Source organism: Zhongshania sp. (assembly GCF_029212375.1).
Lineage (GTDB): Bacteria > Pseudomonadota > Gammaproteobacteria > Pseudomonadales > Spongiibacteraceae > Spongiibacter.
Genome location: NZ_JARGNU010000017.1, coordinates 11,812 through 29,918, shown reverse-complemented (window position 1 = coordinate 29,918; position 18,107 = coordinate 11,812). Strand labels below are relative to the sequence as shown.

The window sequence follows — 18,107 nt, the reverse complement described above, 5'->3', positions numbered from 1 at the left end:
ATTGTTTGGGTTTTCATAGGGTCACCTCCGTTGCCAATTGCGCCGCGGCGTGCTTAATACCAGCGCGGATGCGCACATAGGTCGCGCAGCGGCAAATATTGCCCGACATAAATTGATCAATATCGGTGTCGCTGGGTGTAGGCTTGGACTTTAAGAGATTAACCGCAGACATTAGCTGGCCAGATTGGCAATAGCCGCACTGGTAAACGGCGAGCTCTTCCCACGCTGCTTGTAAAGCTTCGGCTTCTGGACCGCTGACGGCCTCGATAGTGGTGATTTGCTGGCCCGCCACTGCGCTAACCGGCATCGAGCAGGAGCGAATCGGTGTGCCATTCATGTGCACGGTACAGGCGCCGCACTGGGCGATACCACAGCCAAATTTGGTGCCGGTTAACTGTAGATGATCGCGAATCACCCATAACAGCGGGGTATCTGGATCAACGTTGAGGTCGCGCTGTTCGCCATTAATAGTAACCGAGATGGCCATCTTCCTCTCCTTGGTGTTATTTATTGTGGTCGCAATGTATTTACTAAAGTCAAAATACTACCGCATTCGGGTGACAGTCGCTTGTTCAATTAACTGAAAGAGCCACACGCTTGTGCTTAGATCTTGTTATGCTGGGGCTTGCCGTGTTCACCAGCTTTGTTGGTCAAATAGAGGATCTACACCATGTGGTTACGTACCAGCTGTGATTTTTCCTTTAATATTATTGAGCCCACGCCTTTTGTTCTAATGCTGCGCCCGCGCAGTGGCGCGCAGCAGTGGGTTGCCCGTGAAGAATACAAATTAACGCCGAGCGTGCCCGCAACGGAGTTCACCGATATCTACGGCAACCTTTGTCAGCGGCTGATCGCTCTGCCGCCGCATTTTCAGGTGACGACCGCGGCGGAAGTAAGAACCGCGGATTATGTCGATCAAAGTCCTGGCGCGCCCTTTGTAGAAATTCAGTATTTACCCGATTCAGCGTTGAATTACCTGTTGCCCAGCCGCTATAGCGAGTCTGACCGCTTTTGCGATATGGCTACCGATATTGTTGCCGGATACACCCTTGGCTACGATCAAGTCGCAGCAATTAGCGCGTGGGTTCACAACAATATTCACTACCGGCCCGGCGATAGTATTGAGCCAGTGTCGGCGGCGGAAGTAAATGAGCGCGGCTGGGGGGTGTGCCGTGATTTATCGCATTTGTGTATTGCCCTGTGTCGCAGCTTGAGCATTCCTGCGCGGATGGTGGTGGGCTATTTACACCAGCTCCAGCCGATGGATTTACACGCGTGGTTCGAGGCTTATGTTGGCGGGCGTTGGTATACCTTTGATGCCACCGTAAATATTTTGCAAGGTGGCTATGTGGCCATAGGTTATGGCCGCGACGCTGCGGATGTGGCGTTGTATAACCAGTTTGGTCCAGCGGTATTTCCCACCACCCAGATGGTTTCGGTTGAACAGATTGTGGGTGATGTTTGAAGCGAGCAGCCGAGCTTAAGCTCGGCTGCTCAGACTTATTGCTGGGCGTTTTTTAGTACCCGCTCAACATAGAGCAGGCAGAGAATAGGCAGAATATAGCTGGTGCCTATTTGGGTGAGTAATACAATCTCAGATAATGACCACTGGGCATCGCTGCTGAGCCAATACACCAAAATAGGCATGGCGACAAAAATCAGGGTGGGCAAGTAGCGCCACAAATAATAGGGCAGGCTTGATGCCGTTTCGCTGTCGGCGCGCCGATAGCAATAAAAGGTAATCAGCACCACTAAGAAGCCAATAATCAATACATAGTTATTGCCGAGGATGTCGCCTAGTAAATTGAGAATGGCGCCAAATACCATGCTTAATAGACTGATGTTGACCAGCCCCCTTAAATTGCGAAGTTTTTTCCGCTCCATATTGGCTCCTCATCTGCCCTGTAGTGTTCTCTGGTTTAATTGAGTGTAGCTTGCCAAATTAGGCGTGGATGTCTTTGACCAACAGTCCGTATTTTAGTGCCGACTCAGGCAGCGCTTGGTTTAGCGGTATGCGCACCTGATGACCTGAGCCCGGTGCAACATCAATACTTTTACCGTGCTTATTGCTCAGGGTTTGCAGCTGAAAGCGGGTATTACCGCCAGGTAGCATGAGCTCTAGGGTATCGCCAACGGCAAAGCGGTTTTTAACATCAACGGTAATAACGCTGTCTTTGGCATCGATAATTTCGCCAACAAACTGCTGTTGCTGGGCGTTGTTTAAACCCATTTCGTAGTTCTGGTATTCCTTGGGGGGATGGCGGCGGTAGAAACCTTCGGTATAGCCACGATTGGCCAAGGTCTCTAATTCATCCATAAGATGCATATCAAAGGGCTTGCCGTGAGCGGCGTCGTCGATGGCTTGGCGATACACCTGAGCGGTGCGGGCCACATAGTAGTGAGACTTGGTGCGACCCTCTATTTTTAGCGAGTGCACGCCCATCGCGGCCAAGCGCTCTACGTGTTGCACTGCGCGCAAATCCTTGGAGTTCATAATATAAGTGCCGTGCTCGTCTTCGTAAGCGGGCATAAACTCGCCTGGCCGCTGGGCCTGCTGCAATAGCACTGGCTCGGTGACAATGGCCGGCTGCGGTTCGGGGGTAAAGGTTTGTACGGCAATGTTGTTTTGGACCGGCACGATGTCGCCGGTTTCGTCTTCTTTGGCCTCGTGGGCTTGGTATTTCCAGCGACAGGCGTTGGTGCAGGCGCCTTGGTTGGGGTCGCGATGATTCATATAGCCCGACAACAGGCAGCGGCCCGAGTAGGCAATACACAGCGCGCCGTGAACAAAGACCTCGATCTCCATCTCGGGCACTCGCTGGCGAATTTCCTCAATTTCGTCCAGTGCCAGCTCCCGCGACAGAATAACCCGCTGTATGCCGTTTTGATGCCAGAATTTAACTGCGGCCCAGTTGACGGCATTGGCCTGCACCGATAAGTGGATGACCTGCTCGGGCCATTTCTCGCGCACCAGCATCATTAGGCCGGGATCGGCCATAATCAATGCGTCTGGCCCCATTTCAATAACTGGCTCCAAGTCGCGTAAATAACTGCGAATCTTGTCGTTATGGGGTGAAATATTAGAGGCGAGATAAAATTTCTTGCCCAGCGCGTGGGCCTCATCCATGCCGGTGCGCAGGGTTTCTACATCCTTAAACTCATTGTTGCGCACCCGCAAACTGTAGCGGGGTTGTCCGGCGTAGACGGCGTCGGCGCCATAGGCAAAGGCGTAGCGCATATTGCGGAGGCTGCCGGCGGGGGACAGGAGTTCAGGGATCATGGTATTGAAGCCTTGCGGTGGAGAATGGAATCAGGTGCGTATGGTAGCGCAAAGCGCTTGGTTCTGCGCTATTGGTCAATCGCTTGCTGAGCGCTACACTCGGCTCTGGTGAAATGCAGGTGTAAGCAACAGCGATAGGAAACACGATTGAATAATAATGATTGGCGAAGCCTTGCAGTGTTAATAGGCTTTTTTCCCTTGCTAAGTGGCGCTGCAGAGGGGCCGGTAACTTATTATTTAAGCACAGGGATGGCCCTGGTGTGGCCTGCTAGTGAGGCCGCGCTCAGTGACAGAGGCCGCGATTTATCGCCATTATTCCCCTCGGCAGACAGCACAGCGAACCCTCAGCTTGGCTACGATGGCGGCAATCGCATGGGTATTGGGGTGGGGCTTGGTTTTGCCGAGGACTGGCGTGCCGAAGTGGGCTACTTTGGCGAGCGCCTAGGCCTTGATAATACAGATTCGCGGGGCGCGCCGCAGGCTTATTCCTCGTTGCGCAAGCAAAGTGCGAGTGCCAGTGTGTGGCGGGATACTCCGCTGGGAAATTCGCGCGTTAATCTTGCCATTGGTGGCGGCGTAAGCGGTATTAGGGCGGTGTTGGCTGGCGACACGCAGCTGCTGTGGGAACTGCACGGCGGCGTTGCGCTGGGTGTGGTGCTGACGCCGCGTTGGCTTGTAGACGTGTCGTACCAGTACTTTGTGGGCGAAGATCTTCATTTTCAGGCACCGGACTACGATTTTAGCAGCGCCTCGCGGGGGCAGCGCTGGCAGCTGGGGCTGCGTTATCAATTGTTTTCTGCTGGGCGGTCCGCGGACCTGGACAGCGACGGCGACGGCATAAGTGACAACAATGACCGCTGTCCCAATACCTTGCGTGCGGCAATAACCGACCATTACGGTTGTGCCGACAGTGATGGCGACAGCGTAATAGATCCAATTGATCGCTGCCCAAACACACCAGCGGGCAATGAAGTTGATAGTAATGGCTGCATGGACAGCGATAATGATGGGGTCAAAAATAGTGCCGATCAATGCCCCAATAGCGCCCAGGGAGAGCGAGTATTGCGCAATGGCTGCGCCGCACGGCAGGCCGTGCGCTTGGAAGGGATAGCGTTTGGCCTTGGTGAAACCCTTGTTAGCGACCAGGCCCGCGAGCACCTTAGTCGTGTGGCCGAGGTAATGCTGGCGTCGCCGCAGTTCCGGCTGGCGGTGCAGGGCCACAGTGACAATAGTGGCAGTGAAGAATTGAATTACCGCGTGTCACGAGCGCGGGCGCGGGCGGTGCGGGCGGAATTGATTGCCCTAGGTGTCGCGGCGCAGCGCATGGATGTTCAGGCTTTTGGCGCTAGCATGCCTATTGCCGACAATAATAGTAGTGAAGGGCGAGCGCGCAACCGCCGAGTTTCTTTAAAAGTGATTCGCGCCAAGTAGTAAAATAGCTAATTTTTGCGAAATATAGCACGCAAGCAAAGCTTTACCGCAGAGATTTGCCGGTTTAGCATGCGTCACTGCGTATTCGTTAATTGTGCACGTATTTTTGATTATATTTTGCACTACTATGGGCTAGTATTGCGCAAGTGAGAATTACCCCCGACTTTTGTATCTGATAAGGTATCTGAGCGGGGTATAACTTTAATGATTAGGGGATGTTTATGAGTAAGCAATGGAAAACGACTCTTGCGGCGGGTGTGATTTTAGCCTCGGCGGCGGGTGGCGCTTTGGCCGAACCTGAAAAGGAGACGGGCGTCTACATCGGTGGTAATGCTTTTTATAACGACGTATTTGATGCCGACGGTACGGTAACAACAACGTCTCCAGGTGGCCTTGGCGGAATCCTGGGTGGAATCCCTGTTGTTGGTGATTTAGTAGGTGGATTGTTGGGCGGCGGTGCTGCGAGCGGCAACTTCGAAACAAGCTACGACAAAGCAATTAGCTATGGCTTCACCGTTGGTTATAAGTTTGAAAGCCCCATTCGACTTGAATTTGAATACCGTCAAGGTGAAAACGATGTAGACAGCCTTTCTAGTGGCGGTGTATCTGTGTCGAGCGACGGTTCGCTAGAAGTCACCTCAATGATGGGTAACTTGTGGTACGACTTCTCTGCTACAGAGCGTCTACGTCCTTATATTGGTTTTGGTCTAGGTCAGGCAAATCTTGATTTTGGTGATGCCGATGATGACGTGACTATCGCTCAACTCGGTGCCGGTATTACCTTCCACATGACGCCTCGTTTGGCTTTAGATGCTGGTTACCGTTACAGCGTTGGCGACGATGCCAGCTTTAAATCGGGCACCACCGAAACCGAAATTGAATACAGCGCACAAAGCCTGTTAGTTGGTTTACGCTATAACTTCTTTGACGCTAAATACGGCGTACAAGATGCTGACGGCGACGGCGTTTCCGATGAAATGGATGAGTGCCCAGCGACACCTCGCGGCGTTCAGGTAGACAGCGTTGGCTGCCCACTTGACGGCGATAACGACGGTGTAGCCGATTACCTCGACCAGTGCCCAAATACACCAGCTGGCGCTAAAGTAAATGCTAGCGGTTGCCCTTTAGACAGCGACAACGACGGCGTAGTTGATGCCGACGATGCCTGCCCAGATACCCCAGCTGGCGCTAAAGTAAATGCTAGCGGTTGCCCTTTAGACAGCGACAACGACGGCGTAGTTGATGCCGACGATGCCTGCCCAGATACCCCAGCTGGCCAAGCGGTTATGTCTAATGGTTGTGCGAAGGATCAGGCAGTAATTCTGCGTGGCGTAAACTTTGAGCTGAACAGTGCGCAACTGACCGTAAATGCAGAAACCATTCTGAATGGCGTTGCTGAAACACTGGTGAGCTCACCTAGTTTTGAAGTTGAACTGCAGGGCCACACCGACAGCACTGGTAGCGATAGCTACAATATGAACCTGTCACAGAATCGCGCTAAATCAGTGAAGAACTACTTGGTTAGCGGCGGTGTTGAGGCAAATCGTTTGACTGCTCGCGGCTACGGCGAAGAGCAACCTATTGCCGGCAACGAAACCAAAGACGGCCGTGCACTAAACCGTCGGGTTGAGTTGAAAGTACTTGGCGATGGCGGTGCATCGGTAGCGCCAATGATGGACGACGAGCCAATGATGGACGAGCCAATGATGGACGAGCCAATGATGGACGACGAGCCAATGATGGACGAGCCTATGGTTGAGCCCATGGCGGAAGAGGCGGTTGAAACGCCTGCCGCTGAAGACGATTACATGAGCGAAGAACCAGCTGCTGAAGAAGAGTACGAGTACGAATCTTCAGATGAGGAAATCGACTACTAAGCACATGATGTGATTAGTTAGTTTGTTAAAAAACCCAGCCACCGTGCTGGGTTTTTTTATGGGCAGATTTATTGAGCTGGAGATTGCCAAATTAACAGGCGATTATTAGCGGGCATGGCGTGGTCGGCTAATAAGCGCAGACCGATTTTTTCGGCGAGGGCGTTAATGGCCTCAAAATCGCGAATACCGCTTTGGCCGTCGCGCTGCTTTAGCCAGCTGTCAAAGCCGGCATTACTGGCCGAGGTGTAGTCACCGTTATAATTAAATGGCCCGTAAATACAGAGTAAGCCGTCATCTTTAAGGCTTTTGCGCAAGTGGCTAAAAAACAATTCCACTTCGTGCCAGCTCATAATATGTAGGGTATTTGCCGAGTAAATTGCGTCAAATTTTGGCTCCGGCCAGTCAATTTCGCGCACATCAAGGGCGACGGGCGGTGCTAAATTAGCAAGTGCCGACTCGTCGATCCACGCTTGAATTCCCGTTAAATTTTCTCTGCGATCACTGCACTGCCAGTGAATATGGGGCATATTGGCGGCAAAATACACGGCGTGCTGACCCGTGCCGCTGCCAATTTCTAACACGCGTTGGCTGGCGGCCAATAAGGGCGCTAATTTCTCAAAAATATAATGTTGGTTGTTTTCACAGGCCTGTGAAAAGGGCTTGGCTTGAATCATGGTTAAATCCCTTTGAACTATGCTTAAATCATCCCTTGGCGAATACGGCCAGCCGCTCCTCGGCTGGCGCCAAGTGTAACGGCTTTTTCAGGAGTACAACAATGGCTTACTGGTTGATGAAATCAGAGCCCGACACCTTTAGCCTCGACGATCTGCGCGACCGGCCTAATAGCACCGAGCACTGGGACGGGGTGAGAAATTATCAGGCCCGCAATATGATGCGCGACCAAATGAAGCTGGGTGACAAGGTGTTTTTCTACCACTCCTCCTGCCCTCAACCGGGGATTGCCGGTATTGCCGAAGTGGTGCGCGAGGCCTACCCAGACAGCAGCGCTCAGAATCCAGAGTCGCGCTATTTTGACCCCAAAGCCAGCCCAGAAAACCCGCGCTGGTTTATGGTCGATGTGCGCTTTGAACGTAAGTTTGAACGTTTGCTGCCGCTGGCCGCGCTAAAAGCAGAGCCGGCACTGGGTGAAATGCTGCTAGTACAAAAGGGCAGTCGTCTGTCGATTATGCCGGTCACTCCAGAGGAGTGGCGGCAGATTATGACAATGGCGCAGTAGAATTATTCTGCGCCGTCGCGTAAGAAGATCCACTCTCGTGCAGTGGATTGTTCGGGGCAATAATAATAGCCGTCGGTGTCGAACTGCTTTAGCTCGTCCACGTTTTTAATCCGATGTTTAATCACGTAGCTGGCCATTAAACCGCGAGCTTTTTTGGCGTAAAAACTGATGATTTTGTATTTGCCGTTTTTATAATCTTTGAATACTGGGGTAATAATATCAGCGGCGAGGGCCTTGGGTTTGATGGCGCTAAAGTATTCATTCGACGCGAGATTGACCAGCACCTGAGATTTAATGTTGGCAAGTTGTTTATTCACCGCCTCGGTAATCTCGGTATCCCAAAATTGATAAAGATTTTTGCCCGCTTTATTTTCAAATTTGGTGCCCATTTCTAGCCGGTAAGGCTGGATCAAGTCGAGGGGGCGCAGTAGACCATATAGCCCAGACAATATACGCAGATGCTGCTGGGCAAAGGTGAAATCGCTAGCGTTAAAGCTGTCGGCATCTAGGCCCGTATATACATCACCGCGAAAGGCCAGCACCGCCGCTTTGGCATTATCTGGGCTAAAGGGCAGCTGCCAGTTCATAAAGCGCTGGTGGTTGAGTTCGCCGAGCTTGGGACTGATTTTCATCAGGCCGGAGATGTCGTTTGGACTGAGCGCTTGCAGTTGATCAATCAGCGCTTGGGAGCGCGGCAAAAAATCGGCTTGGCTAAATTTCTTGGTGTGCGCTGGGCTGTCAAAATCCAAGGTTTTGGCTGGCGAGATAAGCAGTAGCATAGGGAGTCCTGTGACAGTTGGTTCAAGCTTGGAGCAGTGCCTGCCACCAATTCAGTGGGTCGCCAGTCTCGGGGTCGTAAACATTGCCATAGACCCACTTAGCCTGATCGCTATTAGCCCATTTGTTTAGCAATTCTTCGATACTGCTAAATCCCACGCCAAAGTGAATACTGTAGGCGATGGCGCGATCGGTTTTAATATCGAGGCTGCCGCCGAGCTTTTCAATTTCTGCGGTGAGCTGAACTTCTAGATCTTCATTGGGCTGTCGCAAAAACACTCGCACACAGAGGTTGCCGCTGTGCTCAATTAAGTTAAATCGGCCGCGGGCATCTTCGTTAATTTTTACGGTGTCTAATGCGGCGAGGCCGCGCACAAACAGCGGCGACTTCAGCAGTCGGTACTCGCTTACGCCTTCTAAGGGGGTGGCCAAGACTTTCTCGAAAATGGGCTGATTATTGCTCGGGTGAATACCCGCAAATAATTCCAGCAAGGTTTCTTGGTCGGCAAAGGGAGCTTGTTCGGTCATAGCGCGTATAAATTCACTTGGCATGGGCGGCCAATGATACCGATTTTACGCGCTCAATTCACGGTGTACGCTACAGCCTGTCGTCTAAGCCACAGATTTAACGGCTGGCAGCGGGCATATTAAACTGAATTCCGATTGGTGGCGGCGTGTAATGACTGTTGGGGCGATCGCCTTGGCCAATACTGACCAGCTTAAAACCGCCTTCAACGTATAAAACCCCGCGATCAGGCTGATCTTTGAAACTGTTCTCTAGGGCGAGCAGCTTATTGCCGCGGTCATTTTTCATGGCACCGGCAAAGCGCCGGAAAAATTGCCGTAGGGCATCGCTGGCTTGAATAACCACCGGACTGTCGGTGAGTACCGTGCGGTAATTCGCCGTGCCCGTGTTCACGTTATACACGCGGCCCTTAAAGCCCGCGATATTACTAAACTCCTTGGTGGGGCTAAGACTAACCGCCTGAGTGTCGGGAACGGTTATGGCTTGGCCCTGTTGTGCGTTGGCAATCACCTCGCCCATCTCGTCTACGTTCATCACTACTTGGGCGCCGCCTTGGCTAATAATGGCCGTTGCCTGCTCGCCATTAATAATGGAATAGCCCATTTGCCCGCGATCGACGCGAATATGCTGGTCATCGCGGTAGCTGAGCACAATGGTTTCTGAGCCCATGGCGTAGCGAGCAATAATATCGGCGTGGCTAATAGCGCTGCATAGAGCGACTAGAGTGCTAAGTAAAATCCTGCGCATGGCTTCTCCTGAGCTAGGCTCGCGGGAGCGGCAATAGAATGGCTATAATGTGCAGCTAATTCAGGGATGCCGATCAGTGAAACAGTGTGTAATTTTAATCGATTCGTTTACCGAGCGCTTTGGACGCCTTTTGGCGTACTTAATTCCCTTGATGATGCTAGGAACCGCCGCGGTGGTCATTATGCGCTACGGTTTTGGTCAGGGCATGACCGCATTGCAGGAATCTGTAACGTATCTGCACGGCATCGTCTTTATGCTGGGCGCTGCTTATACGCTCAAGCATGGTGGCCACGTGCGGGTCGATATTTTTTATCAGCGCTACTCGCCGCGCACTAAAGCATGGATTGATAGTATTGGTTGTATTGTGTTTTTGTTACCCCTCTGCGGACTCATTTTATTCACTAGCTGGGAATTTGCCGGCAACGCTTGGGCGATTCACGAAACCTCGGTAGAGCCTGGCGGCCTGCCATTTGTGTATTTATTGAAATCGCTACTGCCGCTAATGGCCATAAACCTCGCCTTACAAGGTGTTGCCGAACTCCTGCGCAATACAATCGTACTCGTCAGCCCAGAGGCGGCCAGCTATGTTGATTGAGCTTCTGCCTATATTGATGTTCGTCGCCATTTGCTTGGTGCTGATGCTGGGTTATCCAGTGGCCTTTAGTTTGGCCGGCACCGCGATGATATTTGCCGGTATTGGTATTATTTTAGGTTATTTTGACGCCTCATTTTTATCGGCTCTGCCAAACCGGCTGTACGGCACCATTAGTAATGTCACCCTAATTGCAGTGCCACTGTTTGTGCTGATGGGCGTCCTACTTGAAAAAAGCCGCTTGGCCGAGGAATTGCTCGACAATATGGCGGCGCTGTTTGGTCGCAGCCGCGGCGGCCTGGGCTTCTCGGTGATTCTGGTCGGCATGTTGTTGGCGGCCAGCACCGGTATTGTTGGCGCCACCGTGGTCACCATGGGCTTGATGTCATTACCCACTATGCTCAATCGCGGCTACGATCCAAAATTGGCGACCGGCACCATTTGCGCGACCGGCACTTTGGGGCAGATTATTCCGCCCTCTATTGCCCTCGTGCTACTCGGCGACACCTTATCTAGCGCGTATCAGCAGGCGCAATTGGACATGGGCGTGTACAGCCCCAAGACCCTATCGGTAGGTGATTTATTTATTGGCGCCTTAGTGCCCGGCCTAATGTTAGTGTGTTTGTATTTGCTCTATATGGGCTTTATTGCCATTCGCCAGCCGGCGCGCGCGCCCGCCGCCAAAGATTTAAATCCACCGTCGCTGAGCGCCTTGCTAAAGGGTTTGCTGCCCCCTATTGGGCTAATTATGACGGTTTTGGGATCGATACTGGCCGGTGCAGCCACGCCCACCGAAGCCGCCGGAGTGGGGGCGTTGGGCGCAGCCTTAATGGCTGCTGCAAAAGGTCAGCTTAGCTGGTCGCGTTTGGGCGAAGTAGCGAGAGAAACCCTAAAAGTTACCTGCATGGTATTTATGATTTTGATTGGCGCGGCGGTGTTTTCATTAGTATTCCGCGGTTTTGGTGGCGATGATCTTATCCAACACTTTTTTGCTAAATTACCTGGCGGTGTTATTACTGCAACCTTGATCGTTATGGTGGTTATTTTTTTACTCGGATTTATTCTCGATTTTATTGAAATTACCTTTGTAGTGGTGCCCATTGTAGGCCCCATTTTATTGGCCATGGGTGTTGATCCGATTTGGCTGGGCATTATGATTGCCCTAAATTTACAAACCTCATTCCTAACTCCACCGTTTGGCTTCGCACTATTTTATCTACGCGGTGTGGCGCCGCCGTCGGTGTCTACCGCAGATATTTATCGTGGCGTAGCACCGTATATTGGGTTGCAATTACTAATGTTATTTCTATTGGCTTGGTGGCCGGCCTTGGCAACTTGGCTGCCCGCTTTCGTTCGTGGGCAATAAGGGATTAGCCTGCTATACCCGCGGCTTTAATAATGCTATATACGTCATTGACAATGCACCGTAGTGCAAGTTAACTACGCGGCAATTAATATTTTTATGTAGAGAGACTATTTTATGCGTGACATCGACGACACGCCAAAACCAGCAGGTGAGCTCGCTTTGCTCACTATCGCCATGCCGGCAGATACCAATGCCAGCGGTGATATTTTTGGTGGCTGGCTTATGTCGCAAATGGATCTTGCTGGCAGTCAAACCGCGGCGCGGCGCGCTGGCGGCAGAGTAGCCACTGTGGCCGTAGATTCAATGGCGTTTATGACACCGGTGAACGTGGGTGCCGCAGTAAGTTGTTATACCGATATTGTTGATGTTGGTCGCAGCTCAATACGTGTTCGTGTTGAGGTTTGGGTGACCAATAAACACCAATACGAACCCGCCAAAGTAACCGAGGGCGAATTTGTGTTTGTGGCAATTGATGGCAATGGCCGTACTCGGGTTGTTGATTAAGGTTACCCTTGGGCAAGTAAATCACGCGTAAAAAATATTATTTAAAAATAATGGTGTTACGCGTGCTCGCCGTATTTTCTTGCTGATGTAAGACCCGCGAGAATAAATCTTATCTGCAAAATTTAAAGATCCCGCGAATTAATATACGACTGCTCAGAGATGTGGTGATACTCTTTGGCGCCTTCCAAAAATTGCTTCCAGCTTTGGTAAACTCGACCGGTTAGCTCGTCGGTTTTTGATAATTCCAGTAAGTATTCATCTGATACGCGGTGTAGTTCGCGCAGTACGTCATCTGGTAGCTTTCGCAGTTGTACACGGTGTTCGCCTACTAGCTCTTTTAGCGCGGCGTTATTGCGCGCGGTGTATTCGTCGAGCATATCGGCATTGGCGTAGCGAGCAGCGGCTTCTACAATGGCTTGCAAATCTTTGGGTAGCGCGGCAAAGGCGTCTTTGTTAATAATTAATTCTAGGGTTGAGCCTGGCTCGTGCCAGCCTGGGTAGTAGTAATATTTGGCTACTTCGTGAAAGCCAAAGGCTAAGTCGTTGTAGGGCGCCACCCATTCGGTTGCATCAATTACGCCGGTTTGCAGCGAGGTGTATAGCTCGCCGCCGGGCAGGGTAACGGCGCTGCCGCCTAAGCGATTCCAGACTTCGCCACCGGAACCGGGAATACGCATTTTTAGGCCTTTAACGTCGTCAATGGAGTTGATTTCTTTATTAAACCAACCCGCCATTTGTACGCCGGTATTGCCGCCAGCGAAGGGAACTAAGTTAAAGGGTGCGTAGGCTTCGCGCCACAGCTGCATACCGCCGCCGTGATAGAGCCAGCCATTCATTTCTTGAGCGGTCATGCCAAAGGGTACGGCGGTAAAAAATATTGATGAGGCCAGTTTGCCCTTCCAGTAATACGCCGCGCCGTGGCCAGCTTGGGCGCTGCCTGCTGAGACGGCGTCGAACACACCCATCGCAGGTACTAACTCGCCAGCGCCGTAGACTTTTATCTGTAGCCGGCCCTGACTCATCACATTAACAATATTGGCAAATTTCTCGGGTGCGGTGCCTAAGCCGGGAAAATTCTTTGGCCAAGTGGTGACCAATTTCCAGTGGAAAACCTGCTGACCGCTGCTGCTTTTTTGCTGTTCGCTGCGGCTGTGGTCGCGGCTGCGTTCACCCACATATAGCCAGCTCATGCTGACTAGCGCGCCGAGCAGGGCGAGAATAATGAGCGGCGTATAATTATTTTTACTGGGCTTCATGGTCTTCCTATTACAAAAACGGCCTTACTCGCTTCTTAATAAAAGCAGTTTTATAAAAGCTGTAAATTAGCGTATTGCAGCACCAGCCACTTACTGCCTTCGTCTTCAAAATTAACCTGTACGCGGGCGCTGGCACCTTGGCCCTCAAAGCTGAGTACAACGCCAGCGCCAAAGATACTGTGCAGTACCCGCTGACCAAGGGCGATGCCCATCGCCGCCGCTGAGGCTTGCTGAGACGTGGTGGCGCCACTTTGGGCATAGCTACTTGGCCGACTAACGGTGTTATTAATACGCACTTCGTCAATTAGCTCGTTGGGAATTTCGCGCACAAAGCGCGACAGGCTATTAAAGCTTTCTTGGCCGTGTAAGCGTCGTGATTCGGCGTAACTTAAAAAAAGTTTTTGCTCGGCGCGAGTTATACCGACATAGGCGAGGCGACGTTCTTCTTCAAGCCGCTCTGGGTCTTCCATCGACATTTTGTGGGGAAAGAGGTTTTCTTCCACGCCAACAATAAACACCGCTGGAAACTCCAAGCCTTTGGCTGAGTGCAAGGTCATTAACTGCACGCTGTCTTCGTGTTCGTCGGCCTGTTGGTCGCCGGCGTCCAGTGCCGCGCGGTCGAGAAAGGCGCGCAGCGGTTCTATGTCTTCGTCTTCGGGTTCAAAGGCTGCGGCGGCGGTGATTAACTCTTGCAAGTTCTCGACGCGGGCTTGGCCTTTTTCGCCTTTCTCTTTTTCGTGAAAGGCTATTAATCCGGAGCGGTCGATGGCGATATTAATTTGTTCGTCGAGGGGCTTGTCGCGGCACTGTTCGGCCAAATCTTCAACTAGCGCTAAAAAGCCGCGCAGAGCATTGCCAGCGCGGGCGGGTAGCAGGCCGTTTTCAATAATGGCCAGCGATGCGCGCCACAGCGAGGTTTGATGCTCGCGAGCGTATTCGCGCAGAATTTCTACGGTGCGGGTGCCAATGCCACGGGTGGGGGTGTTGATTACCCGTTCGATGGCGGTGTCGTCGTCGCGCAGGGCAACAATGCGCATATAAGCCAGCGCGTTTTTAATTTCTAGGCGGTCGTAGAAGCGCTGGCCGCCATAAATGCGATAGGGCAGGCCAGCGCGAATTAGATATTCTTCCAATATTCGCGACTGGGCGTTGCTGCGATACAACACACCAATATCGCTGCGGCGATAGTCGTCGCGCACTAGCTCGGCAATGCGGTCGGTGAGGAAGCGCGCTTCATCTTGCTCATTAAAGGCGGCAAACAGCGAGATCTTGTCGCCATCGTCACCGTCGGTCCACAGCTCTTTACCGAGGCGTTGGCTATTATTGGCGATTAGCGCATTCGCGGCCTTGAGGATGGTGCCAGTAGAGCGGTAGTTTTGTTCCAGCCGCACCACATGGGTGTTTTCAATGTCTTTGGAGAACTGTTGAATATTCTCAATGCGGGCGCCGCGCCAGCCGTAAATCGACTGGTCGTCGTCACCCACCGCGGTCATCGCCATGCCTTTGCTGGCGAGTAGGCGCAGCCATGCGTACTGCACGGCGTTGGTGTCTTGAAACTCGTCAACCAAAACGTGCTTAAAGCGCTGTTGGTAATGGTCGAGAATGGCGGGATTGTCGCGCCATAGCTCCAGCGCGCGCAGTAGTAGCTCGGCAAAGTCGATCACGCCTTGCTGGCGGCAAATCTCCTCGTAGCGGCGATACACTTTGAGCATGGTTGTTAGGTAGAGATCGCCGCCGAAATCGTCGATGTGGGCGGCGCGGCGGCCCTCGTCTTTGTGGCCATTAATAAAGTACTGAGACTGGCGGGGCGGCCAGCGGCTGTCGTCTAGCACCAGCTCGCGGTGAATGCGCTTGATCTGCCTGAGTTGGTCGTCGCTGTCTAAAATTTGGAAGTTGTCGGGTAGTCCCGCGTCGCGGGCGTGGGCCTTGAGCAGGCGATGGGCCAAACCGTGAAAGGTGCCCACCCACATACCGTGATTTAAATTGCCACCCAGCAGGCTTTCGATGCGCCCGCGCATCTCCTTGGCAGCCTTATTGGTAAAGGTCACCGCCATAATGCTGTGGGTCGACAGTCCCTCTACCTTGATCTTCCAGGCAATACGGTGCACTAGCACTCGGGTTTTGCCGCTGCCAGCACCGGCAAGTACTAAGGTGCCAGGGCTGTCGGCGGTTACCGCGTCGCGCTGCGCGTCATTGAGTTCATCGAGAATATAAGATACGTCCATGGCGCCGTATTCTACTGGGAATGCGCTCTGCTGGCACCGCTAAAATGCAGATAAGCGTGCAGTGAGCGCCAATATTGCTAGATCGCGTTACTGCGACGAGGGCGAATCGATAACATTGCTGGGCGATGGCGGGATTTGAGGCGCCATGAGCTGCGCCATTGGTGCAGCGCAACATTCGGCAAATTAGCGGATTTGAATGGAAACTTGAGGCCGCTAGGCACTATAACGTGGGATGCATGATGCCTAGCGGTGAAGTGGGTTAGCTAATCGCTAAAATGCTATTGTCGGCTCCAAATTTGCGTCACTGTTATTGGCCCGTTTCCTGAGGCAAACTCCAGCGTAATGGTAAATTGGTTAGCATTATTAACCACGACATGTTGAATTTCACTATCATCGAAAGCCGCTTTAATATCGCTGGCCGACATACTCAGCGTCCCAGCAAAACTGCCAAACTCGTTGCTCTGCTCATTGTCTGTAGCAAAACAGTTAGAACCTCCCTCTATATCTTCTATAAAATCGGTTTCGTAGGAATAAACACCGTTGCTAAAAGTAATTTCGGTAGTCTGGTAGTGAACCGTTATCTGTGGCGAGCAGATATCGTAGGCCTCAGTCACTTTCCAATTGCCAGCCAGCGATACGGTGTTGCCGCCACTTGTTTGCGGTTCAGCAGTGTTGGGGGTAAAGCTCGCTTCAACGAACTCGTTGGCGAAATCTTCTTGGCCACTTGGAGTCCTTGCACTCACCAAAACGCTGCCAGCTGCGCCATGCACGGGTGCAATGTTAACAAACCATTTGCCTCCGAAGGAGTCGGTTTCGGTGTAGTACAACGTTCCCGCCGAGTTGACGCCCCAAACGATGGGGTTAATGTCCTCGGCAGAGAAGGTCACGGTGCCGGTGCCGCTCTGCTGAAGCTGGATGCTGATATTGATCACGTCACCTGTTTTGTCGTGGTAGGACGGTGAGGTAGAAAGGATTCTCCAGTCACCCAAAAGTGTCGATTCGTCAAAGCCATTTGTGCGGCGCGCCAGAATTTCGACTAAATTTTCGCCATTAGCGACGAGTGTCGTTGTAAATTGCCCTAGTCTAGGGATGTCAGTACTGGTGCCATCAACCTCAACGACTCTTAAATCACCCCAGCGCTGCACCGTAAATTTCAGGTCGTTAACCGCTGACTCCTCTGCGTTATACAAGCCGCCATCGCCGTCAGTGTCGACACTCGCGGTGGGAATGTAGTTGTCCCCTTGTATGGCAAAGCTGCCAAATTCCCCAGACAGCGCTTGTGGGGCGCCGCCGTAGCTTTCGGTATTATTGGTGTGGGCGAGGGCGTATTCGGTGGCAGACAAGAAAGTCAGCACATTGAAGCCATCGTTGCTTGGCTCATCAAGTGACCACGCGCCTTGCAACGCGTTGGGTATATTTTTCACTCGGGTAAAGCTTACGGTGTTGTTATCAGTACCAGTTAAATTAAGGGTGTCGCCGCTTATACTCGCCTGAGTAATTGAGCTCCCCTCATCGTAAAGACCTCCCGAATTGTCTGACTGGGCAATGAGCGATGTGCTAAATGCGCCGCTATCAACATTCCATGCATAGTTGCCGAATTCAACTGATCCGGCTGTTTGGTCGCCATCGTCGCTGTGTTCGTGAATGATGATATAGCGGGTATCGTCGATAAAACTTAGGACATTCCGCTTGCCGGCGCCTTCGCTGAATACCCAGCTGCCAAGAAGTTGAGATTTCTGTGCCCCTTGGAAATGCGCGTTGGCCTGTTCTTCACTGATTAGCTGAATGCCGCCTTTGATCGTATCGAGTATTGCTTGAACCTCGCTGTCGAAATTGGCACTGCTAATGTCTAAGTTACTGCCTTTAAAGGCATTTTCTGCTTCTATGGGGATTTCTATACCGTTTTCCGGATTGCCATCGTCGTCTAAGGACTGAATTACCTGCAAAATATTATTCCGAATTTCACTGCTGCCCTGGGCGAGATCAACTGGGGTGATTTGCGGCGCGGCGCTGGTACTTGGAAGTTTGAAGTCGCCAATCGAAAATACGACTGATTCCCCCTCTAGGTAGTTGAATTCACCAAGGGTATTGGTGAGACCCTGCAGGCTCTCAGTTTGGTATTTAACACCGTATACTGGGCTGTCTGTAAAAACACCTGTAAGACTATTGCTGGGCGTGGTGGTAGTGCCGCCGTCGTGGTTAGAGCCGTCGCTGCCACATGCGCTAATAAGAAAAATACAATTTAACCCTAATAGTTTCAATTTCATTGCTGCTACCCCACAGTCTAAG

At 52.0% G+C, this 18,107-nt stretch carries 17 protein-coding genes; 7 read left to right on the top strand and 10 right to left on the bottom strand.

The window, feature by feature from the left end:
- Positions 1 to 13 precede the first annotated feature (13 nt).
- The gene (locus P1U47_RS15180; protein ID WP_301030054.1) at positions 14 to 487 is read right to left on the bottom strand and encodes a (2Fe-2S)-binding protein; all 474 of its coding nucleotides are present in this window, start codon (positions 485 to 487) and stop codon (positions 14 to 16) included.
- A 183-nt stretch (positions 488 to 670) separates the two neighbouring features.
- Here P1U47_RS15180 and P1U47_RS15175 point away from each other — a divergent pair, with 183 nt between their 5' ends.
- Positions 671 to 1,465, top strand: a complete 795-nt coding sequence (locus tag P1U47_RS15175; protein WP_301030053.1) for a transglutaminase family protein — start codon at positions 671 to 673, stop codon at positions 1,463 to 1,465.
- Positions 1,466 to 1,500: 35 nt separating this feature from the next.
- On the opposite strand, the gene P1U47_RS15170 is transcribed toward P1U47_RS15175, so the two are convergent.
- Together P1U47_RS15170 and yegQ are read right to left on the bottom strand one after the other, a co-directional pair.
- Positions 1,501 to 1,884: a hypothetical protein gene (locus tag P1U47_RS15170; protein ID WP_301030052.1), complete on the bottom strand. Its 384-nt coding sequence runs from the start codon at positions 1,882 to 1,884 to the stop codon at positions 1,501 to 1,503.
- Positions 1,885 to 1,942: 58 nt separating this feature from the next.
- Positions 1,943 to 3,280 carry a tRNA 5-hydroxyuridine modification protein YegQ gene (yegQ, locus tag P1U47_RS15165; RefSeq protein WP_301030051.1) on the bottom strand — a complete coding sequence of 446 codons (1,338 nt, stop codon included), beginning with the start codon at positions 3,278 to 3,280 and terminating at the stop codon, positions 1,943 to 1,945.
- 147 nt (positions 3,281 to 3,427) lie between these two features.
- On the opposite strand from yegQ, the gene P1U47_RS15160 reads away from it, so the two are divergent.
- Together P1U47_RS15160 and P1U47_RS15155 are read left to right on the top strand one after the other, a co-directional pair.
- Positions 3,428 to 4,711 (top strand): OmpA family protein, encoded by a 1,284-nt coding sequence (locus tag P1U47_RS15160; RefSeq protein WP_301030050.1) that lies wholly within the window; start codon positions 3,428 to 3,430, stop codon positions 4,709 to 4,711.
- Between the two features lie 221 nt (positions 4,712 to 4,932).
- Positions 4,933 to 6,588, top strand: coding sequence for an OmpA family protein (locus P1U47_RS15155; protein WP_301030049.1), 1,656 nt, complete (start codon positions 4,933 to 4,935; stop codon positions 6,586 to 6,588).
- Positions 6,589 to 6,656: 68 nt separating this feature from the next.
- On the opposite strand, the gene P1U47_RS15150 is transcribed toward P1U47_RS15155, so the two are convergent.
- On the bottom strand, positions 6,657 to 7,259 hold the full coding sequence (locus tag P1U47_RS15150) for a DUF938 domain-containing protein (protein ID WP_366943185.1): 603 nt from the start codon (positions 7,257 to 7,259) through the stop codon (positions 6,657 to 6,659).
- A 104-nt stretch (positions 7,260 to 7,363) separates the two neighbouring features.
- Between P1U47_RS15150 and P1U47_RS15145 the strand changes: the two genes are divergently transcribed.
- On the top strand, positions 7,364 to 7,825 hold the full coding sequence (locus tag P1U47_RS15145) for an EVE domain-containing protein (protein WP_301030047.1): 462 nt from the start codon (positions 7,364 to 7,366) through the stop codon (positions 7,823 to 7,825).
- A 2-nt stretch (positions 7,826 to 7,827) separates the two neighbouring features.
- Here the strand turns inward: P1U47_RS15145 and yaaA are convergent, their stop codons facing one another.
- The 3 genes from yaaA to P1U47_RS15130 form a co-directional block, all read right to left on the bottom strand.
- Positions 7,828 to 8,604 (bottom strand): peroxide stress protein YaaA, encoded by a 777-nt coding sequence (yaaA, locus tag P1U47_RS15140; RefSeq protein ID WP_301030046.1) that lies wholly within the window; start codon positions 8,602 to 8,604, stop codon positions 7,828 to 7,830.
- A 22-nt stretch (positions 8,605 to 8,626) separates the two neighbouring features.
- Complete coding sequence (locus P1U47_RS15135; RefSeq protein ID WP_301030045.1) at positions 8,627 to 9,130, bottom strand: DUF4265 domain-containing protein; 504 nt, start codon at positions 9,128 to 9,130, stop codon at positions 8,627 to 8,629.
- A gap of 97 nt (positions 9,131 to 9,227) precedes the next feature.
- Complete coding sequence (locus P1U47_RS15130) at positions 9,228 to 9,875, bottom strand: hypothetical protein (protein ID WP_301030044.1); 648 nt, start codon at positions 9,873 to 9,875, stop codon at positions 9,228 to 9,230.
- 76 nt (positions 9,876 to 9,951) lie between these two features.
- Between P1U47_RS15130 and P1U47_RS15125 the strand changes: the two genes are divergently transcribed.
- From P1U47_RS15125 to P1U47_RS15115, 3 genes are all read left to right on the top strand, one after another.
- Entirely contained in the window at positions 9,952 to 10,470 is a 519-nt protein-coding gene (locus P1U47_RS15125; RefSeq protein WP_301030043.1) for a TRAP transporter small permease subunit, read from the top strand.
- Positions 10,463 to 11,833, top strand: coding sequence for a TRAP transporter large permease subunit (locus P1U47_RS15120; protein WP_301030086.1), 1,371 nt, complete (start codon positions 10,463 to 10,465; stop codon positions 11,831 to 11,833). Before P1U47_RS15125 ends, P1U47_RS15120 begins: the two co-directional genes overlap by 8 nt.
- Positions 11,834 to 11,947: 114 nt before the next feature.
- Positions 11,948 to 12,337 (top strand): acyl-CoA thioesterase, encoded by a 390-nt coding sequence (locus tag P1U47_RS15115; protein ID WP_008252927.1) that lies wholly within the window; start codon positions 11,948 to 11,950, stop codon positions 12,335 to 12,337.
- A 122-nt stretch (positions 12,338 to 12,459) separates the two neighbouring features.
- Here the strand turns inward: P1U47_RS15115 and P1U47_RS15110 are convergent, their stop codons facing one another.
- From P1U47_RS15110 to P1U47_RS15100, 3 genes are all read right to left on the bottom strand, one after another.
- Positions 12,460 to 13,593: a TRAP transporter substrate-binding protein gene (locus P1U47_RS15110; protein ID WP_301030042.1), complete on the bottom strand. Its 1,134-nt coding sequence runs from the start codon at positions 13,591 to 13,593 to the stop codon at positions 12,460 to 12,462.
- A 50-nt stretch (positions 13,594 to 13,643) separates the two neighbouring features.
- Entirely contained in the window at positions 13,644 to 15,818 is a 2,175-nt protein-coding gene (gene uvrD / locus P1U47_RS15105; RefSeq protein ID WP_301030041.1) for a DNA helicase II, read from the bottom strand.
- Positions 15,819 to 16,096: 278 nt separating this feature from the next.
- The gene (locus tag P1U47_RS15100; RefSeq protein WP_301030040.1) at positions 16,097 to 18,085 is read right to left on the bottom strand and encodes a hypothetical protein; all 1,989 of its coding nucleotides are present in this window, start codon (positions 18,083 to 18,085) and stop codon (positions 16,097 to 16,099) included.
- Positions 18,086 to 18,107: the final 22 nt, after the last annotated feature.